This is a genomic window from Streptomyces sp. NPDC005141, from assembly GCF_053599975.1.
The window spans coordinates 90,792-106,702 of record NZ_JBSFYW010000030.1; the positions used below are offsets into that span (position 1 = coordinate 90,792).

Consider the following 15,911-nt stretch of genomic DNA (forward strand, 5'->3'; position numbering starts at 1 on the left):
GCGCCACTCCGCGTGCGTCCCTCCCGCGCAGGCCCGATGCTTGACCCGTGATGGACGAGACGGAGTTCTGGCAGCTGGTGGACACGACCCGCGAGACTGCCGAGGGCGACCCCGAGGAACAGGCCGACCTGCTCGTCGAGCGGCTCGTCCAGCTGGACCCGGACTCGGTCCTGGACTTCGCCCGGCACTTCGAGTCCCGCTACAACCGCGCGTACCGCTGGGATCTGTGGGGCGCCGCCTGGGTGCTGCTCGACGGAGCCAGCGACGACGCCTTCGACTTCTTCCGGTGCTGGCTGATCGGCCAGGGCCGGGACGTCTTCGAAGGCGCGATGCACGACCCCGACACGCTCGCCGAGCTCCTGGAGGACTTCGACGAGGAGATCGACGGCGACGGTGAGGAGCTGGGCTACGCGGCCGACGAGGCCTACGAGCAGCTGACCGGTGCCGTCGCGCCTGCCCTGGGCATCCCGGCCGCGGCCGCCGAGCCCGAGGGCACCCCGCTCGACTTCGAGAACGAGTCCGTCTTCGCGGAGCGCTACCCCAAGCTGTGGGAGCGGTTCAGGGAGGACTGACGGACGAGGGACGGCGGACCGACGGCGCGGGTCGCCCGCGCCCGGGCGCCCGCGCTCGGCCCGCCCCGCCCCGCTCCGCCCGTCCCGGGGCCCGCTCCGTCGGGGGTTCAGACCGCCGTCCGCCGGCGGCCGAGGTCCGAGGGGATGTACGCCTGCGTCTGTTCGGCCCGCACCGCGTGGTGCAGCGGGGCCGCGTTGGCCTGGTCCAGCGCGGACGCCGTGACCGCCGCCGGGCCCAGGACGACCGTCGCCACCGCGCAGACCACCGTCCACGGGCCGCGCGCGGCCTTCGCCCAGCCGCCCGCCCGCTCCGCGTTCCCCGTGCCCTCCGCGCCCGCGGTGTGCCCCGCGCTCGTCCCGCTCCCCGCGTGCCCCGCGGTCTCCGTCCGACTGATCCTCATGATCCCCACCTCCGGTCAGTGCGTACGACGACGCTAGGACGCACGGCTCTGGGGAGTCTGTGAGCGGCCCGGGGCGTACCTGTGACTGTCGGCCGCCTGCCCGCGCGGGGGCTCTGCCGGGCGGTCAGCGGCCCTGGTAGCGGGCGGCCAGGGCGCGGATCTCGGGGAGGCGGGCGGTGAGGGCCGCGCCGGGGCAGCTGGTCATGAAGCCGGCGTTGTGGCCGGAGATGGTGGAGAGCACGGCTGCGGTGCCCGACGGGTAGCGGCTGAGGCTGTTGCTGGAGACGAGGCGGACCGTGCCCCGGGGGTCGGCTCCGGCGAGCCCGAGTTTCCAGGCCGCGAGGCGGGCGATCGCGTCGGTCATCACCCTCGGCACAGGTGTTCCCGCCGTGAAGGTGCCGATCGCGGCGATACCGGCGGTGCGGTGGTTGAAGCCCTGCGCGTGCGCCCCGGTGACGGGGCGGTCGACGCCGCCCGCGCGGCCCTCGTAGATCGTGCCGCACCGGTCGACGAGGAAGTTGTAGCCGATGTCGTCCCACTGTTTGGCGCCGGTCTGGCCCGTGTAGACGTCGCGGATGATGCGGGGCACGTCGGCGCAGTCGTAGGAGTTCGGCGTGTCGGTGTGGTGGACGAAGACCGCGACGACCCGGTCGTCGTAGTGGGGCGGCGGCTGCTCGCGTGTGCGCGCGGCGTCGAGCCATTTCGAACGCGGCACGATGGGTGGCCGGGCGGCGGGGCGGTCCACGGTGGGCCGGGCCGCGACCGGGGGCGGGACGGCGGCGCGGGCCGCCGTACGGTCCACTCCGGCCGCGCACATCACCAGCGCCAGGACGGCGAGCAGGCCGGGGACGCAGCCGAGGAGGACGAGGAGCGGTCCCGGCAGCCGCGCCGACCCCCCAGGGCGTACGCCGGGCGGCGCGGGGCCACGGAGCGCCCGCCCCACACGCGCGCGGACTCCGCGGACCCGGTGTGCCGGGCGTCCGTGCCGCGGGGAGCGGTGTGCCCGCTCCCCGCTCCGTATTCGGGGCCCCCGCGTCTTCCGGAAGACACGCATGGAGCCACCCTGACCCGGATCCGCGCGGGCCGCGATGTGTGGTGTGCCACCTGGTGGAACCATCATGCGTGTCCGGGACGTTTCTACAGGTCCACGGGTGTGTGGCCGTTTCCGCGGCACCGAACGCGCGTGGCTGATCACTGGGCCCGCCCGGCGCGTACTAAGGGGCCCTAGAGAAAGGCGGCTCCGTGGACGTGCTCGACCTCCTGCTGATGCTGGTGATCCTGGTCTACGCGGCGTCCGGGTACCGCCGTGGCCTGGTCGCCGGCTGTGTCTCGCTGGCCGGTTTCGTGGGCGGCGCCGTGATCGGCGTATGGGTGCTGCCCTGGATGATGGAACTGGTCACGGCGGGGACACCGGCGGCGACGGTGACGGCGGTGCTCACGGTGCTGGTGCCCGCCGTGGTGGGCCACGAGCTGGCCGGGCGGCTGGCGCTGAAGCTCCGCCGCGAGCTGGACCAGGGGCCGCTGCGGGTGGCCGACGGGATCGGCGGGGCCGCGGCGAACTCGCTGGCCGTGCTGCTGGTGGCCTGGGTGGCGGCGAGCGTCCTCGGCGCGTCCTCCTCGACGGTGGTGACGCAGTCCATCCGCAACTCGGCGCTGCTGGGCGCCGTGCAGAAGACGATGCCGGAGACCACGCCGACCTGGTTCTCGCGCGCGACCTCGGCGCTCACCGAGGCGGGCTTCCCGCAGGTCTTCAACCCGTTCGAGAACGAACCGACGGCTGGTGTCGCCAAGCCCTCCGGGGACAGCGTGACGGACTCGGCGGCGAACGCCGCCAAGCTGAGCACCGTGAAGGTCGAGGGCGTCTCGGGCAACCAGGGGCGCGAGGGCAGCGGTTTCGTCTACGCCTCCCGGCGCGTGATGACCAACGCGCACGTGGTGGCGGGCATCGACCGGCCGACCGTGCGGGTGGGCGGGGTCGGACGCCCCTACCCGGCGCGGGTGGTGCTCTTCGATCCGCAGAGGGACGTCGCCGTCCTGTACGTGCCGGGTCTGCGGGCGCCCGTCCTTCCCTTCGACGGCGTCGCCTCGCGCGGCGACGCCGCGGTGGTCGCGGGCTACCCGCAGGACGGCGGCCTCGACCTCCAGGCGGCCACGGTCGCGAACCGCATCAACGCGACGGGCCAGAACATCTACAACACCGGGACGGTCACCCGCGAGATCTACTCGATCCGCTCGACCGTCCGCCCGGGCAACTCCGGCGGCCCGCTCCTCACCACCGACGGCAGGGTGTACGGCGTGGTCTTCGCCCGTTCGACCTCGGACAGCGAGACGGGTTACGTCCTGACCGCGCGCGAGGTCGCGGGCGACGCCCGGAAGGCGGCACACGCCACGGCCCGCGTCGACACGGGCGACCTCGTCACCTCCTGACCCCGACCCGGGCTCACCGGTCCTGACCCCGATCCGTGAACACCGGCCCCCGGCCTCGGCTCGGGGCTGCCGGTGTCCCGACGCGACCGCCGGCGTGCCCGGCTCGTGGTCGGACGGCAGGTCAGAGGGCAGGTCAGAGGGTGCGGCCCATCAGGACGTCGTCCACGTACTCGCCGTCCAGCAGGAACTCCCCGGGCAGGATCCCCTCGACGACGAACCCCTCGGACTCGTACAGCCTGCGCGCCGGAGTGTTGTGGCCGAGCACGCGCAGCGTGATGCGCCGGGCGCCCTGGCGGCGGGCCTCCTCGCTCACCGCCCGCAGCAGCGCGCGGCCCACCCCGGCGCCGCGCGCCTCGTCGGCGACGGCGAGTCCGAGGATCTGCCGGACATGCGCGTTGCAGGCGAGCGGGGTCGGAAAGCCCAGTCGGATGTATCCCACCAGCCGGCCGCCGAGTTCGGCGACGAGATGGTCCCGGGGACCGAACCGCTCGCTGTAGAAGGGTTCGTACGGCGGCCGGGGGCGGGGCATGACCGCGTGCAGCGTGGACCAGGTGTCGCGGTCGAGCCGGCCGAGCACGTCCTCGTCGTCGAGGGTGGCGGTGCGTATGTGTGGAGCAGCTGACATGCCGATCACTGTACGGCCGCCGCGCTGGGGACCGTTCCGTGAAGTCCGCGGCGGCGCGGGCAGGATGGACCCATGAGCCATTCACCGCTGCCCCCGGGTTCCCGCATCGTGATCGCCGGCGCGTCCGGCCTGATCGGCTCCGCGCTGGCGCGCTCCCTGAGCGCGGACGGACACCAGGTGGTCCGGCTCGTGCGCCGTGAGCCGCGCTCGCGGGACGAGGTCCGCTGGGATCCGCAGCGGCAGCGGGTCGACGCGGTGGGGCTCCTCGGATGTGCCGCGGTGGTCAATCTGGCGGGGGCCCCCGTCGCCGCGCGGCCCTGGACGAAGACGTACAAGCGAAAGATCCGGGACAGCCGGGTGCTCGGGACGGCGACGCTCGCGGAGGCGGTGGCCTCGCTCGACGAGCCGCCGCGGGTCTTCGTCAACGGGAGCGCCATCGGGTTCTACGGAGACACGGACGGCCGCGCGGTGGACGAGTCGGCGCCGCCCGGCGACGGATTCCTGCCCTCCGTCTGCGTGGAGTGGGAGGAGGCGACGGCTCCCGCGCAGGAGGCGGGGGTGCGCACCGTGATGCCCCGCACCGGGCTCGTCGTGTCCCGCGAGGGCGGGGCCTGGGCCAAGCTGTTCCCGCTGTTCCGGGCGGGCGTCGGGGGGCGGATGGGGGACGGGCTCCAGTACTGGAGCTATATCGCCCTGCACGACGAGGTGGCCGCGATCCGGCATCTCATCGACACGGAGTCCGTCTCCGGCCCGGTGAACCTGACCGCCCCCGACCCGCTCACCAACCGCGAGATCACCGAGGCGATGGGCCGCGTCCTGCACCGCCCCACCCTTCTCGCCACCCCCGCCCCGCTCCTGCGCCTCGCTCTCGGCGACATGGCCGAGGACATCCTGGGCAGCCAGCGCGTCCTGCCCACCCGCCTCCTGGAGTCGGGCTTCACCTTCGCGTTCCCCTCGATCGAGGGGGCGTTGCGGGCGGCGCTGGACTGAGAGGGGGCGCCCTCGCCGCGTCCGCCTCCCCCGCCGGGTGTTCCGCCCCGGCGGGTGTTCCGCCCCGGCGGGGCGGACACATGCACCCCCCATGCCCCCGTGCACGGCATCCGCGCGGCTTCCCCCGCACGCCCGTACCTCGCACCCTCGATCCGAACTCGGGTATTCCTGAAGCGTGTTGGGGGCATGACGTCCCCACCGGCCCGCGCAACCTCGAGGAGGGGCACGTGCTAGAGCCCGCACGCCAAGCCGCGCACATGGCGGAGATCGCGGAAGACGTGGACGTCGTCGTCGTGGGAGCCGGTGTCGCCGGCCTCGCGGCCGCACGGCATCTGACCGGGGCGGGGCTGAGGACCACCGTCCTGGAGGCCGCCCCTCATGTGGGCGGCCGTATGTCCACGGAGAAAGTCGACGGCTTCCGGCTGGACCGGCTCGGCCGGCTCCTGTCCACCTCGTACCCGGAACTGCGCCACACCCCGGGCCTGGACGTCCTGGCCCTGCGCCCGTTCTCCCCGGGGGTGCTGCTGCACAGCGACGGCCGGCACCACCACGCGGGCGCGCCCGGCACTTCCCGGAGCGCGAGGGGCGCACTCACCACAGCGCGCGCCCTCGCGAGCGCCCCCCGGCTTCCGCTGGCCCGCCCCGCCCGCGGAACCACCCGCCCCGGACCGCTCGGCGGCCCCTTCGACCAGTCCCGTCTCGCCACGGCCCTCGTGCGTCTCGCCGCCACCCCGCCGGAGCGCCTGCTCGCCCGCCCGGACCTCACCGCGGAGCGGGCGCTGACCTCCCGGGGCCTCCCGGCCCGTACGGTCGACTCCTTTCTGCGCCCCCTCCTCGCGGCCCTGCTGTGCGACCCGGCGCTGCGGACGTCGAGCCGGTGCGCCGACCTCGCGCTGCACTCGTTCGCGACGGGCCGGCTGTGTCTGCCGGAGGGCGGCGCGGACGCGCTCCCCGAACTGCTCGCCGCCGCCCTTCCACCGGGCACCGTGCACACGGGCGTCGAGGTGACCGCCGTCTCCACGACCAGCGTGACGACGAAGGACCATGGCGAACTCCGCTGCCGGGCCATCCTGTTGGCGACCGGGGCCGTGGCCGCCGCCCAGTTCCTGCCCGGACTGCACGTCCCCGCCTTCCATCCGGTGACCGTGCTGCACCACACCACGGACGAACCTCCGCTCGCCGACCCGGCGCTGCTCCTGGACGCCGACCGCAGCGGTCCGGTGGCGCACACGGCGGTCGTCAGCCAGGTCGACCCCACCCGGGCACCCGCGGGCCGCGCCCTGATCTCCTCGACCGTGCTCGGCACACCGCCCGCCGCCGCCCACCTGGACGCGATGGTCCGCGCCCAACTGGCCCGCCTCTACGGGATGTCGACGACCCGCTGGGAACTGCTGGCGGTGCATCACGAACCCGAGGCCGTACCGGCGATGCCGCCACCGCACGACGCGCGCCGCCCGGTACGGCTGCTCGCGGGCCTGTACGTGTGCGGCGACCACCGGGACACCAGCACGGTGCAGGGCGCGCTCCACTCGGCCCGGCGGGCTGCCCACGCCCTCCTGACGGACCTGGACGTCCGCCCGGCCCCCTTGGCGGAGCACCTGGAATCCGCGGCCGCCTGACCCGGGGCCCGGGACGCCGGTGGACCGCGGACGGTGGACATCCCTGCGGAGGAGCCGCGGACCGCGCCCCGGCAGACCGGACCGCGCTCCCCCCGCGGGGAATCCGAGCTCCCCCGCGGACGGACCCAGCTCCCCTCGCCGGGGATCCGAGCCCGCCGCGGACGGGCCAGGCTCCCCCGGCGAGGTATCCGGACTTCCCGGCCTCCGGCACCCCAGGCCGGAGGCCGGGGACGCCCCCGGACTCCCGCTCAGCTCAGCGCGGCCACCTTGTCCCGGTAGCCGCGGACGGGCGCGGCGTCCTTGTACGGTTCCAGCCGTTTCTCGAAGTCCCGTACGTACTCCACGGCCCGCGCCGACCGCATCTCCGCCGCCTGCCCCGCGGCCTCCGCGCCCAGCAGGCAGGCCTGGTCGAGCTCCCCGAGCCCGAGCCGTGCCGAGGCGAGCACCACCCGGCAGAACAGCCGGCTGCGCGCATAGCCGGGCGCCCGCAGCTGCAGCGAGCGTTCGGCGTGCTGCGCGGCGGCCCGGAACTGCTGGAGGTCCCGGTGGCAGTGCCCGAACTCGTCGGCGAGCTGCGCCTCGTCGAAGAACCGGGCCCACTGGGGGACCTCGTCGCCGGACCGGGACGCCTCCAGCGCGCGCTCGGCCCGGACCAGGGAGGCCGTGCAGGCCCGTACCTCGCCGAGCACCCCGTGGCCGCGCGCCTCGACGGCGTGCAGCAGCGCCTGCACCACGTGCGGGCCCCCCGAACCGAGGCCCTGCTGGGCGACCCGCGCGAGCTGCACGGCCTCGCGCCCGTGCCCGAGGTAGACGGCCTGCCTGCTCATCGTGATGAGCACGTAGGAGCCGTACACCCGGTCGCCCGCGGCCTGCGCCAGCCGCAGCGCCTGGACGAAGTACCGCTGCGCGAGTCCGTGCGCGCCGATGTCGTACGACGTCCAGCCGGCCAGCCGGGTGAGGTCGGCGGCGGCCGCGAACAGGTGCCGGCCGGTCTGCTCGCCGTACGTGCCGCGCAGCATCGGCTCGGCCTCGTGCTCCAGATAGCGGACCAGCGCCTGGCGGGCGTGGCCGCCGCCGTAGGCGTGGTCGAGGGCGCGGAAGAGTTCGCCGACCGAGCGGAGCGCGGCGATGTCCCCGCCGGTGACCCGCTGGCCGGGGCCCCGCTCGGTCCGGCCCCGCTGCCGGGACGCGGGTCCGCCCTGTTCGGGCGGCGCCGCGACCTTGGGCGACGCAGGGCGGCCCTGGGCCGGCACCCGGGAGGGCTGGTCGCCGCGGGCGACCCGGTCGTCGGCCCGGCCGATCAGCCAGTCCCGGCTGGGCACCACGAGTCCGGCCGGGGTGAAGGCGATCTTGCGGAGCTCGGCGTGGCTGCCGGAGTCCTTGCGCCACAGGCCGCTGACGATGTCCACGGCCTCCTCGGGGGTCGCGGCGAACTCCAGCCCCGCGTACACGGGCGCGCAGGCGTCGAGCCCGAGGTCCTGCGCGCTCAGGCGCCGGCCGAGGCGGCGGGTGAAGACCTCGGCGATGAGCGCCGGCGTGGTCCCGCGGGGCTGCTGGCCCCGCAGCCACCGGGTCACTGATGTCTTGTCGTATCTCAGGTCCAGTCCGTGTTCGAGCCCGAGCTGGTCCACGCGACGGGCGAGACCTGCGTTGGAGAACCCCGCTTCTGCGATGAGCGCGGCGAGCTGTCGATTGGGCGTGCGCTGCGCGGGTCGTTCCGTCATCTGCGGTGCGGTCTCCTGCCTTCGGGTCTCCCAGGGGGCCTCGGGGCAGCGCGGAACGTGCTTCCGCCTCCCCCAAGACCCCCTGGTGCCCGGATTGCCTGTGAGCAGCCCTTATGGCCTCGTGAACGGCGCGAATGTAGCGGAGCGTGAGCACGTCATCGCACACTTCGACATTCATTCATCCGATCGTGTGAGGATTGACTGTCGGGCTGACGCGTATCGGACGGACGTACAGTGGCGTGGGCGCGCTACGTACCTGACGAAAGGTTCCTCCGCGTGCCCCGCACGGGGACACCACGTGCCCGAGGAAGCTTCGAGGGAGGCTCTTGCCGTGAGTGAGTTGCGGTTCGTCCGCATGGGATTCGGTGCCGAGGCCGTCGAGTACCAGGAGGCGTGGGACGAGCAGCGCCGCGTGCACGCCGCCCGGTTCCTGGACGAGGTCCCCGACACCTGCCTGCTCCTGGAGCACCCGCCGGTCTACACCGCGGGCCGGCGCACCGCGGACAACGAGCGGCCCCTGGACGGCACGCCGGTCATCGACGTGGACCGCGGCGGCAAGATCACCTGGCACGGTCCGGGCCAGCTGGTCGGCTACCCCATCCAGAAGCTCCCGCGCCCGGTGGACGTCGTAGCACATGTACGCCGTCTCGAAGAGGCCCTTATCCGTACGTGTGCGGACTTCGGCCTGGAGACGAGCCGTGTCGAGGGCCGCAGCGGCGTCTGGATCCTCGGTGACACCAAGGACCCCGCCGACCGGCGGTCCGCGCTCGGGGGCCTGTCCCTCGACTTCGACCCCCGGCTCCAGGACGAGGAGTTCGACCCGCGGCTCAACGGCCCCGAGTACGCCCCGTCCAACGCGGGCCAGCGCCGCGAGGACCGCAAGATCGCCGCGATCGGCATCCGCGTGGCCAAGGGCGTCACCATGCACGGCTTCGCCCTGAACGTGAACCCGGACAACGCCTGGTTCGACCGGATCATCCCGTGCGGCATCCGCGACGCGGGCGTCGCCTCCCTCGCGGGCGAACTGGGCCGCGACGTGACCATCGCCGAGGTCCTCCCGGTGGCCGAGAAGCACCTCAGGGACATCCTCGAGCACGCGGACCTGAAGCCGCGGATCGTGGAACGCGCGCCGGCCTAGAGCCCGCGCCCCCACGGCGGGAACCTCACGGGAATGCACCCCTGCTCCCGAAGGTTGCCCACCTCGGGGGCCGAGAACCGTACGGGCGTACTCTGGTGTACGCCGAAGAATCGAAGTTACAGGGAGCCGATGTGTCCGCAGTCGCACCCGACGGACGCAAGATGCTGCGCCTGGAGGTCCGGAACAGCCAGACCCCCATCGAGCGCAAGCCCGAGTGGATCAAGACCCGGGCGAAAATGGGTCCCGAGTACACGAAGATGCAGGCACTCGTGAAGAGCGAGGGCCTGCACACCGTCTGCCAGGAGGCGGGCTGTCCCAACATCTACGAGTGCTGGGAAGACCGCGAGGCCACCTTCCTCATCGGCGGTGACCAGTGCACGCGGCGCTGCGACTTCTGCCAGATCGACACCGGCAAGCCCGAGGCGCTGGACCGCGACGAGCCGCGCCGCGTCGGTGAGTCCGTCGTCACGATGGACCTGAACTACGCCACCATCACCGGCGTCGCCCGCGACGACCTGGAGGACGGCGGTGCCTGGCTGTACGCCGAGACGGTCCGCCAGATCCACGCCCAGACGGCGGGCCGCGAGGCCGGCCGCACCAAGGTCGAACTGCTCGCCCCGGACTTCAACGCCGAGCCCGAGCAGCTCGCCGAGGTCTTCTCCTCGCGCCCCGAGGTCTTCGCGCACAACGTCGAGACGGTCCCGCGGATCTTCAAGCGCATCCGTCCGGGCTTCCGCTACGAGCGCTCCCTCAAGGTCATCACCGAGGCCCGTGACTACGGTCTGGTCACGAAGTCGAACCTGATCCTCGGCATGGGCGAGACCCGCGAGGAGGTCAGCGAGGCGCTCCAGCAGCTGCACGACGCGGGCTGCGAGCTCATCACGATCACGCAGTACCTGCGCCCCTCCGTGCGCCACCACCCCGTGGAGCGCTGGGTCAAGCCGCACGAGTTCGTGGAACTGAAGGAGGAGGCCGAGGAGATCGGCTTCTCCGGCGTCATGTCGGGCCCGCTGGTCCGCTCCTCGTACCGGGCCGGCCGGCTCTATCAGATGGCCGTGGAGAAGCGTGGGGCGTACGTCGCCTCGCAGGCGGTCTGAGTACCCCGGACGGCGCACGTTGCGAAAGGAAAGCGGTGGCACCGAGTGCCACCGCTTTCGTGTGAATCCGGGCACAAGCAACTCGCCCTTCACAACGGGCCGTTCACACCCCCCGCGGCATCCCCGCAGCTGAACGCGCCGTCAGGAGCGCACCAGGAAAAGGACTCGCGGCATCAAGGCTTCATTGGTGTTTGACCGCTCAGTCACGTACTGGTAACACCAATCAGTGACCCTGGTTCCACGTCACGCACCGCCCCGTCCGAGCCGCCGATCCCTAGGGGGGACCTCCATCATGCAGGCCGCGCCCGTACGCGCCACCGCGATTCCTTCGTTCACCGATGCACTCCGTGCCGTCGAGTCGCTGCTCATGAGCAGCGGGCAGCGCACCGCTCGCCGCAACGCCTGGACCTCCGTCCTGGAGGACCGTCGCCGTGCCAAGGACCGGGTCGAGGCTCAGCGCGTGCTGGAATCCGTCTCGACGCGCTCCTGATCGCCGCTCCCCCGCTACCGGGGCCCGCTCGCCCGGTACTGCCGTCGTCCGCACTTCACGGGCCACGTAGACTCGTGGGCATGGCGAGGAAGGAAACCGCAGCGGACGCTGCGAACCCCGGGCGACTCAAGCAGATCGCCCTGACGTACAAGATGACCCGCAAGGCCGATTCCAAGATCGGTCTTGTACTCGCGGCTGTCGGAATTCTCACCCTCGGTGTCTTCCTCGCGATCGGCTTCTTGATCGGCCACCCGATCTATCTGGGCATTCTCGGGCTTCTGCTCGCCTTCCTCGCGACGGCGATCGTCTTCGGACGCAGGGCCGAGCGGGCCGCCTTCGGGCAGATGGAGGGGCAGCCCGGCGCAGCCGCGGCGGTGCTCGACAACATCGGCCGAGGCTGGACCACGACCCCGGCGGTGGCGATGAACCGCAGCCAGGACGTGGTGCACCGTGCGGTCGGCAAGGCCGGCATCGTGCTGGTCGCCGAGGGCAACCCGAACCGGGTGAAGAGCCTGCTGGCCGCCGAGAAGAAGAAGATGGCGCGGATCGTCGCGGACGTCCCGGTGCACGACATTCTCGTGGGCACCGGCGAGGGCCAGGTGGAGCTGAAGAAGGTCCGCACGACGATGCTGAAGCTGCCGCGCGTGCTCGCCGGCCCTCAGGTCACCGCGACCAACGACCGGCTCCGCGCGATGGGCGACCTGATGACCAACATGCCGCTGCCGAAGGGTCCGATGCCCAAGGGCATGCGGATGCCGCGCGGCGGCCCGAAGGGCTGACCCTCCCGCTACGACTTCTACGCAGTTCCATGACGATGGGGCGCCCGGAGATTCTCCGGGCGCCCCATCGTCGTAGCGGATCGGTCTTCGTGGCGGATCGCCGTCGTAACGGATCGCCGCGCCCCGTGGCGCGAGGGCGCGGGGCGCGACCGACGTGTCAGATGCGGACTTCGATCGTGCGGGCCAGGCGGTCGTGCAGACCGCGGCCGTCGCGGTCCCAGATCAGCGCCGGGACGGCCACGCACAGGAGCGCCGTCCGCAGCAGGGTGCGCAGCGGGTTCAGTCGGCCGCCGCCCTCGGGGACGACGCGCAGGCCGAACAGGCGCTTGCCCGGAGTGAAGCCGACGGTGCCGACCGTGAGCAGACCGAGGACGAAGAAGACGAGCAGGGCCCAGTTTCCCGTCGCCTGGTCGTAGCCATCGGTGAGCAGCCCGTATGCGATCAAGAGGCACAGACCCCAGTCGACGGCGAGGGCGCCCAGACGTCGGCCGGGGCGGGCGATCGAGCCTGGTCCGTGCTCCGGGAGACCGAGCTGTTCGCCCCGGTATCCGAAGTCGACACCGGCTTCCTCCGCCGCCGCGCGGGGACCGGAGAGCCACGATCCGAGTGCTTGCCTGTTGTCCACCCGTCCACGGTACTGTGCCCGTTTTGCCATGCGGACAGGAGGGGCCGGGCCGACCCGGGTCGGTTAACTTGGGTGAAACAAATGGGTCACGCTTGAGAAATCCCCCGTCCCTATGGTCGGCTCCAGCGTGTGCCACCGCACTGGCCGCACGAACGAACTACCACCCCGGTCCACTGTGGGCGGGAGTAGGAGGAGCTGGATGTTCCAGAACGCCGACGAGGCCAAGAAGTACATCGCGGACGAGGACGTCAAGTTCGTCGATGTCCGCTTCTGCGACCTGCCGGGTGTGATGCAGCACTTCACGATTCCGGCCGAGGCCTTCGACCCGACCGAGGAGCTCGCGTTCGACGGCTCCTCCATCCGCGGCTTCCAGGCCATCCACGAGTCCGACATGGCGCTCCGCGCCGACCTGTCCACCGCGCGCGTCGACCCCTTCCGCCGCGACAAGACGGTCAACATCAACTTCTTCATCCACGACCCGATCACGGGTGAGCAGTACTCCCGTGACCCGCGCAACGTGGCCAAGAAGGCCGAGGCCTACCTCGCGTCGACCGGTATCGCCGACACCGCGTACTTCGGTCCCGAGGCCGAGTTCTACGTCTTCGACAGCGTGCGCTTCAAGACCGCCGAGAACGAGTCCTTCTACCACATCGACTCCGAGGCCGGCGCCTGGAACACCGGTGCGCTCGAGGACAACCGCGGTTACAAGGTCCGCTACAAGGGCGGCTACTTCCCCACCCCGCCGGTCGACCACTTCGCCGACCTGCGTGCCGAGATCTCCCTGGAGCTGGCCGCCTCCGGCCTCCAGGTCGAGCGCCAGCACCACGAGGTGGGCACCGCCGGCCAGGCCGAGATCAACTACAAGTTCAACACGCTGCTCGCCGCGGCCGACGACCTCCAGCTCTTCAAGTACATCGTGAAGAACGTCGCCTGGCGCAACGGCAAGACCGCGACCTTCATGCCGAAGCCGATCTTCGGTGACAACGGCTCGGGCATGCACGTCCACCAGTCCCTGTGGAGCAACGGCTCCCCGCTGTTCTACGACGAGGCCGGCTACGCGGGCCTGTCGGACATGGCCCGCTACTACATCGGCGGCATCCTCAAGCACGCCCCGTCGCTGCTCGCCTTCACCAACCCGACGGTGAACTCCTACCACCGTCTGGTGCCCGGCTTCGAGGCCCCGGTCAACCTGGTGTACTCGCAGCGCAACCGCTCCGCGGCCATGCGTATCCCGATCACCGGCTCGAACCCGAAGGCCAAGCGCGTCGAGTTCCGCGCGCCCGACTCCTCCGGCAACCCGTACCTGGCGTTCTCGGCCCTGCTGATGGCCGGCCTGGACGGCGTCAAGAACAAGATCGAGCCGGCCGAGCCGATCGACAAGGACCTGTACGAGCTGGCTCCCGAGGAGCACGCGGGCGTCGCCCAGGTCCCGACCTCGCTCCCGGCCGTCCTCGACCGCCTCGAGGCCGACCACGAGTTCCTGCTCGCGGGCGACGTCTTCACGTCCGACCTGATCGAGACGTGGATCGACTACAAGCGCACGAACGAGATCGCCCCGCTGCAGCTGCGTCCGCACCCGCACGAGTTCGAGCTCTACTTCGACGTGTAAGCCCGTCGCTCCAGCCGCACACAAACCGGCCGTGCCCTTCCTCCGGGAGGGGCACGGCCGGCGCGTTTCTCGCTGACGGCGCCCCTTTTCCGTGCCGCTCCGTTCCCGGGGAGTTCTTTGCCCATAGCGGGGCCTATCGGCACCTGTTCATGGGGAACCCCGGGCGCACAATGGAGAGCGGGACGAGTGCCTGACTGCGGGGTGGTGCGAGATGCGGAGCCGGTTCCGGAGCGATCGGCAGCTGACCGTGCGGATGACGGTCACGCTGTTCCTGCTCGGATTGCTGTACGTGGCCTTCGTGGCCGCGTTGATCGTGTTGCTGAAGTCGTGGGTGCTGGTCGTGGTGATCGCGGCCGGGCTGCTCCTGGCGCAGTACTGGTTCTCGGACCGGATCGCGCTGTACGCCATGCACGGGCGGATCGTGGAGCGGGAGGAGTATCCCCAGCTGCACGGCGTGGTCGACCGGCTGTGCGCCGTGGCCGACATGCCCAAACCGCTCGTCGCCGTGTCGGACCTCGACATGCCGAACGCATTCGCCACGGGCCGCAACGCCGACCACGCCGTCCTGTGCGTGACCACGGGGCTGCTGCGCCGACTGGAGCCCGAGGAGCTCGAAGGCGTCCTCGCGCACGAGCTGTCGCACGTGGCGCACAAGGACGTCGCCGTGATCACGGTGGCGTCGTTCCTCGGGGTCCTCGCCGGGCTGATCGTGCGGTTCGCGTTCTACTCGCAGCTCTTCGGCGGTCGGGGCCAGAAGGACCAGAACACCGTGGCCGTCCTCACCGTGGTGCTGGCGGTGTCCGCGGCGGTGTACGCCATCAGCTTCCTGCTGATCAGGGCGCTCTCCCGGTACCGCGAGCTGGCCGCCGACCGCGCCGCGGCCCTGCTCACCGGCCGCCCCTCGGCACTGGCGTCGGCACTGACCAAGGTGACCGGGGACATCGGCCGGATCCCGACGAAGGATCTGCGGACCGCGCAGGCGTTCAACGCCTTCTACTTCACGCCCGCGCTCGGCGCCCAGCCGGGCCTCGCCAACCTCTTCTCCACCCACCCGAGCCTGGAGCAGCGGCTCGAACAACTGGCCCGCATCTCCACCGAGCTGGGCGAGCCCGCGGCGCCGGGAGCGATCGCCCCGTCCCCCGGAGAGGCCGGCTGACCGTATGGGGTTCCTGGACATCCTGCTCGGCCGCAGCAAGCCCGCCGCACCGGATCTCGACCAGCTCTTCGGACTGCCGTCGGCGGCCGTGACCCTCCAGGCGGCGGCCGGGTTCACCCCGACCGGCACGGGCGCGGTGTGCTTCGCGTCCGCCGAGGGCGCGGCCTTCGCCGAGGCGCACCAGGAGGCACAGGCCCTGCTCGACGCGGACACCGGGCGGACGGGTCCCCCGGTGGAGGTCGGCCGGGACGAGTACGGGTACTCGTGGCTCGTCTCCCGCCGCACGCCCGACGACCTGCCGGCGCTGGTGAGCGATCTGCACGCCGTCAACAGCGCCCTGGAGGGCACCGGCTTCGGACCCCAGCTGCTCTGTTCGGTGGTGGGATTCCGGGACAGCGGGCAACGGCGACTCGGCCTCGTCTACCTCTACAAACGCGGCTCCTTCTACCCCTTCGCGCCGCTCGCCGACGAGAGCGAGCGGCGCGACAACGCGCTGGAGCTCCAGGTCAGGGCGGTGCTCGTCGACGACCTGCGGATCGAGCAGGATCTCACCCGCTGGTTTCCGATCTGGGGCGCGCCGGGGCGTCACAGCCCCGGCGGGTGGATGCCCAGATCTCCGGACACCTCAGGAACCGGCTTCCCGGACTCCGTCATCATCC

The 15,911-nt window shown here is 72.0% G+C and carries 15 protein-coding genes and 1 pseudogene; 11 read left to right on the forward strand and 5 right to left on the reverse strand.

From position 1 onward, the window contains the following. Nucleotides 1-50 precede the first annotated feature (50 nt). A complete protein-coding gene (locus ACWD68_RS23425) occupies nucleotides 51-572 on the forward strand; it encodes a DUF4240 domain-containing protein (RefSeq protein WP_451808396.1) in 522 nt (173 codons plus the stop codon). 107 nt (nucleotides 573-679) lie between these two features. Here the strand turns inward: ACWD68_RS23425 and ACWD68_RS23430 are convergent, their stop codons facing one another. Both ACWD68_RS23430 and ACWD68_RS23435 read right to left on the reverse strand, forming a co-directional pair. Then, a complete protein-coding gene (locus tag ACWD68_RS23430) occupies nucleotides 680-973 on the reverse strand; it encodes a hypothetical protein (RefSeq protein ID WP_451808399.1) in 294 nt (97 codons plus the stop codon). Nucleotides 974-1,097: 124 nt separating this feature from the next. Next, entirely contained in the window at nucleotides 1,098-1,790 is a 693-nt protein-coding gene (locus ACWD68_RS23435; RefSeq protein ID WP_451808397.1) for a peptidoglycan recognition protein family protein, read from the reverse strand. A 425-nt stretch (nucleotides 1,791-2,215) separates the two neighbouring features. On the opposite strand from ACWD68_RS23435, the gene ACWD68_RS23440 reads away from it, so the two are divergent. Beyond that, entirely contained in the window at nucleotides 2,216-3,400 is a 1,185-nt protein-coding gene (locus ACWD68_RS23440; protein ID WP_451808386.1) for a MarP family serine protease, read from the forward strand. Nucleotides 3,401-3,533: 133 nt separating this feature from the next. Here the strand turns inward: ACWD68_RS23440 and ACWD68_RS23445 are convergent, their stop codons facing one another. After that, nucleotides 3,534-4,025: an N-acetyltransferase family protein gene (locus tag ACWD68_RS23445; protein WP_451808387.1), complete on the reverse strand. Its 492-nt coding sequence runs from the start codon at nucleotides 4,023-4,025 to the stop codon at nucleotides 3,534-3,536. A gap of 72 nt (nucleotides 4,026-4,097) precedes the next feature. Between ACWD68_RS23445 and ACWD68_RS23450 the strand changes: the two genes are divergently transcribed. Then, a complete protein-coding gene (locus ACWD68_RS23450) occupies nucleotides 4,098-5,015 on the forward strand; it encodes a TIGR01777 family oxidoreductase (protein WP_451808388.1) in 918 nt (305 codons plus the stop codon). A gap of 257 nt (nucleotides 5,016-5,272) precedes the next feature. Next, nucleotides 5,273-6,634, forward strand: coding sequence for an NAD(P)/FAD-dependent oxidoreductase (locus ACWD68_RS23455; RefSeq protein WP_451808398.1), 1,362 nt, complete (start codon nucleotides 5,273-5,275; stop codon nucleotides 6,632-6,634). 248 nt (nucleotides 6,635-6,882) lie between these two features. Here the strand turns inward: ACWD68_RS23455 and ACWD68_RS23460 are convergent, their stop codons facing one another. Further along, nucleotides 6,883-8,358 (reverse strand): regulator, encoded by a 1,476-nt coding sequence (locus ACWD68_RS23460; protein ID WP_451808389.1) that lies wholly within the window; start codon nucleotides 8,356-8,358, stop codon nucleotides 6,883-6,885. 331 nt (nucleotides 8,359-8,689) lie between these two features. Here ACWD68_RS23460 and lipB point away from each other — a divergent pair, with 331 nt between their 5' ends. From lipB to ACWD68_RS23480, 4 genes are all read left to right on the forward strand, one after another. After that, nucleotides 8,690-9,496 (forward strand): lipoyl(octanoyl) transferase LipB, encoded by an 807-nt coding sequence (gene lipB / locus ACWD68_RS23465; RefSeq protein ID WP_451808390.1) that lies wholly within the window; start codon nucleotides 8,690-8,692, stop codon nucleotides 9,494-9,496. Nucleotides 9,497-9,627: 131 nt separating this feature from the next. Next, a complete protein-coding gene (gene lipA, locus ACWD68_RS23470; protein WP_355983644.1) occupies nucleotides 9,628-10,593 on the forward strand; it encodes a lipoyl synthase in 966 nt (321 codons plus the stop codon). Nucleotides 10,594-10,885: 292 nt separating this feature from the next. Beyond that, a complete protein-coding gene (locus ACWD68_RS23475) occupies nucleotides 10,886-11,083 on the forward strand; it encodes an SCO2195 family GlnR-regulated protein (protein WP_266757923.1) in 198 nt (65 codons plus the stop codon). Nucleotides 11,084-11,163: 80 nt separating this feature from the next. Next, a complete protein-coding gene (locus ACWD68_RS23480; protein ID WP_451808391.1) occupies nucleotides 11,164-11,862 on the forward strand; it encodes a DUF4191 domain-containing protein in 699 nt (232 codons plus the stop codon). A gap of 157 nt (nucleotides 11,863-12,019) precedes the next feature. On the opposite strand, the gene ACWD68_RS23485 is transcribed toward ACWD68_RS23480, so the two are convergent. Beyond that, nucleotides 12,020-12,487, reverse strand: coding sequence for an RDD family protein (locus ACWD68_RS23485; RefSeq protein WP_451808392.1), 468 nt, complete (start codon nucleotides 12,485-12,487; stop codon nucleotides 12,020-12,022). Between the two features lie 199 nt (nucleotides 12,488-12,686). Between ACWD68_RS23485 and glnA the strand changes: the two genes are divergently transcribed. The 3 genes and pseudogenes from glnA to pspAB form a co-directional block, all read left to right on the forward strand. After that, nucleotides 12,687-14,096, forward strand: a complete 1,410-nt coding sequence (gene glnA / locus ACWD68_RS23490) for a type I glutamate--ammonia ligase (RefSeq protein ID WP_451808393.1) — start codon at nucleotides 12,687-12,689, stop codon at nucleotides 14,094-14,096. Between the two features lie 211 nt (nucleotides 14,097-14,307). Then, nucleotides 14,308-15,252, forward strand: coding sequence for a zinc metalloprotease HtpX (htpX, locus tag ACWD68_RS23495; RefSeq protein ID WP_451808394.1), 945 nt, complete (start codon nucleotides 14,308-14,310; stop codon nucleotides 15,250-15,252). A gap of 4 nt (nucleotides 15,253-15,256) precedes the next feature. Beyond that, nucleotides 15,257-15,835 (forward strand): annotated as a pseudogene (gene pspAB, locus ACWD68_RS23500) (PspA-associated protein PspAB); the annotation flags it as partial. Nucleotides 15,836-15,911 lie beyond the last annotated feature (76 nt).

What these genes read in the sequence shown, in the direction of transcription:
- ACWD68_RS23450 (WP_451808388.1), top strand. Translation starts at nt 4,098, where the DNA reads ATGAGCCATTCACCGCTGCCCCCGGGTTCCCGCATCGTGATCGCCGGC.
- ACWD68_RS23480 (WP_451808391.1), top strand. Translation starts at nt 11,164, where the DNA reads ATGGCGAGGAAGGAAACCGCAGCGGACGCTGCGAACCCCGGGCGACTC.
- glnA (WP_451808393.1), top strand. Translation starts at nt 12,687, where the DNA reads ATGTTCCAGAACGCCGACGAGGCCAAGAAGTACATCGCGGACGAGGAC.
- htpX (WP_451808394.1), top strand. Translation starts at nt 14,308, where the DNA reads ATGCGGAGCCGGTTCCGGAGCGATCGGCAGCTGACCGTGCGGATGACG.
- ACWD68_RS23435 (WP_451808397.1), bottom strand. Translation starts at nt 1,790, where the DNA reads ATGTGCGCGGCCGGAGTGGACCGTACGGCGGCCCGCGCCGCCGTCCCG.
- ACWD68_RS23455 (WP_451808398.1), top strand. Translation starts at nt 5,273, where the DNA reads ATGGCGGAGATCGCGGAAGACGTGGACGTCGTCGTCGTGGGAGCCGGT.
- ACWD68_RS23445 (WP_451808387.1), bottom strand. Translation starts at nt 4,025, where the DNA reads ATGTCAGCTGCTCCACACATACGCACCGCCACCCTCGACGACGAGGAC.
- ACWD68_RS23475 (WP_266757923.1), top strand. Translation starts at nt 10,886, where the DNA reads ATGCAGGCCGCGCCCGTACGCGCCACCGCGATTCCTTCGTTCACCGAT.
- ACWD68_RS23425 (WP_451808396.1), top strand. Translation starts at nt 51, where the DNA reads ATGGACGAGACGGAGTTCTGGCAGCTGGTGGACACGACCCGCGAGACT.
- ACWD68_RS23430 (WP_451808399.1), bottom strand. Translation starts at nt 973, where the DNA reads ATGAGGATCAGTCGGACGGAGACCGCGGGGCACGCGGGGAGCGGGACG.
- ACWD68_RS23460 (WP_451808389.1), bottom strand. Translation starts at nt 8,358, where the DNA reads ATGACGGAACGACCCGCGCAGCGCACGCCCAATCGACAGCTCGCCGCG.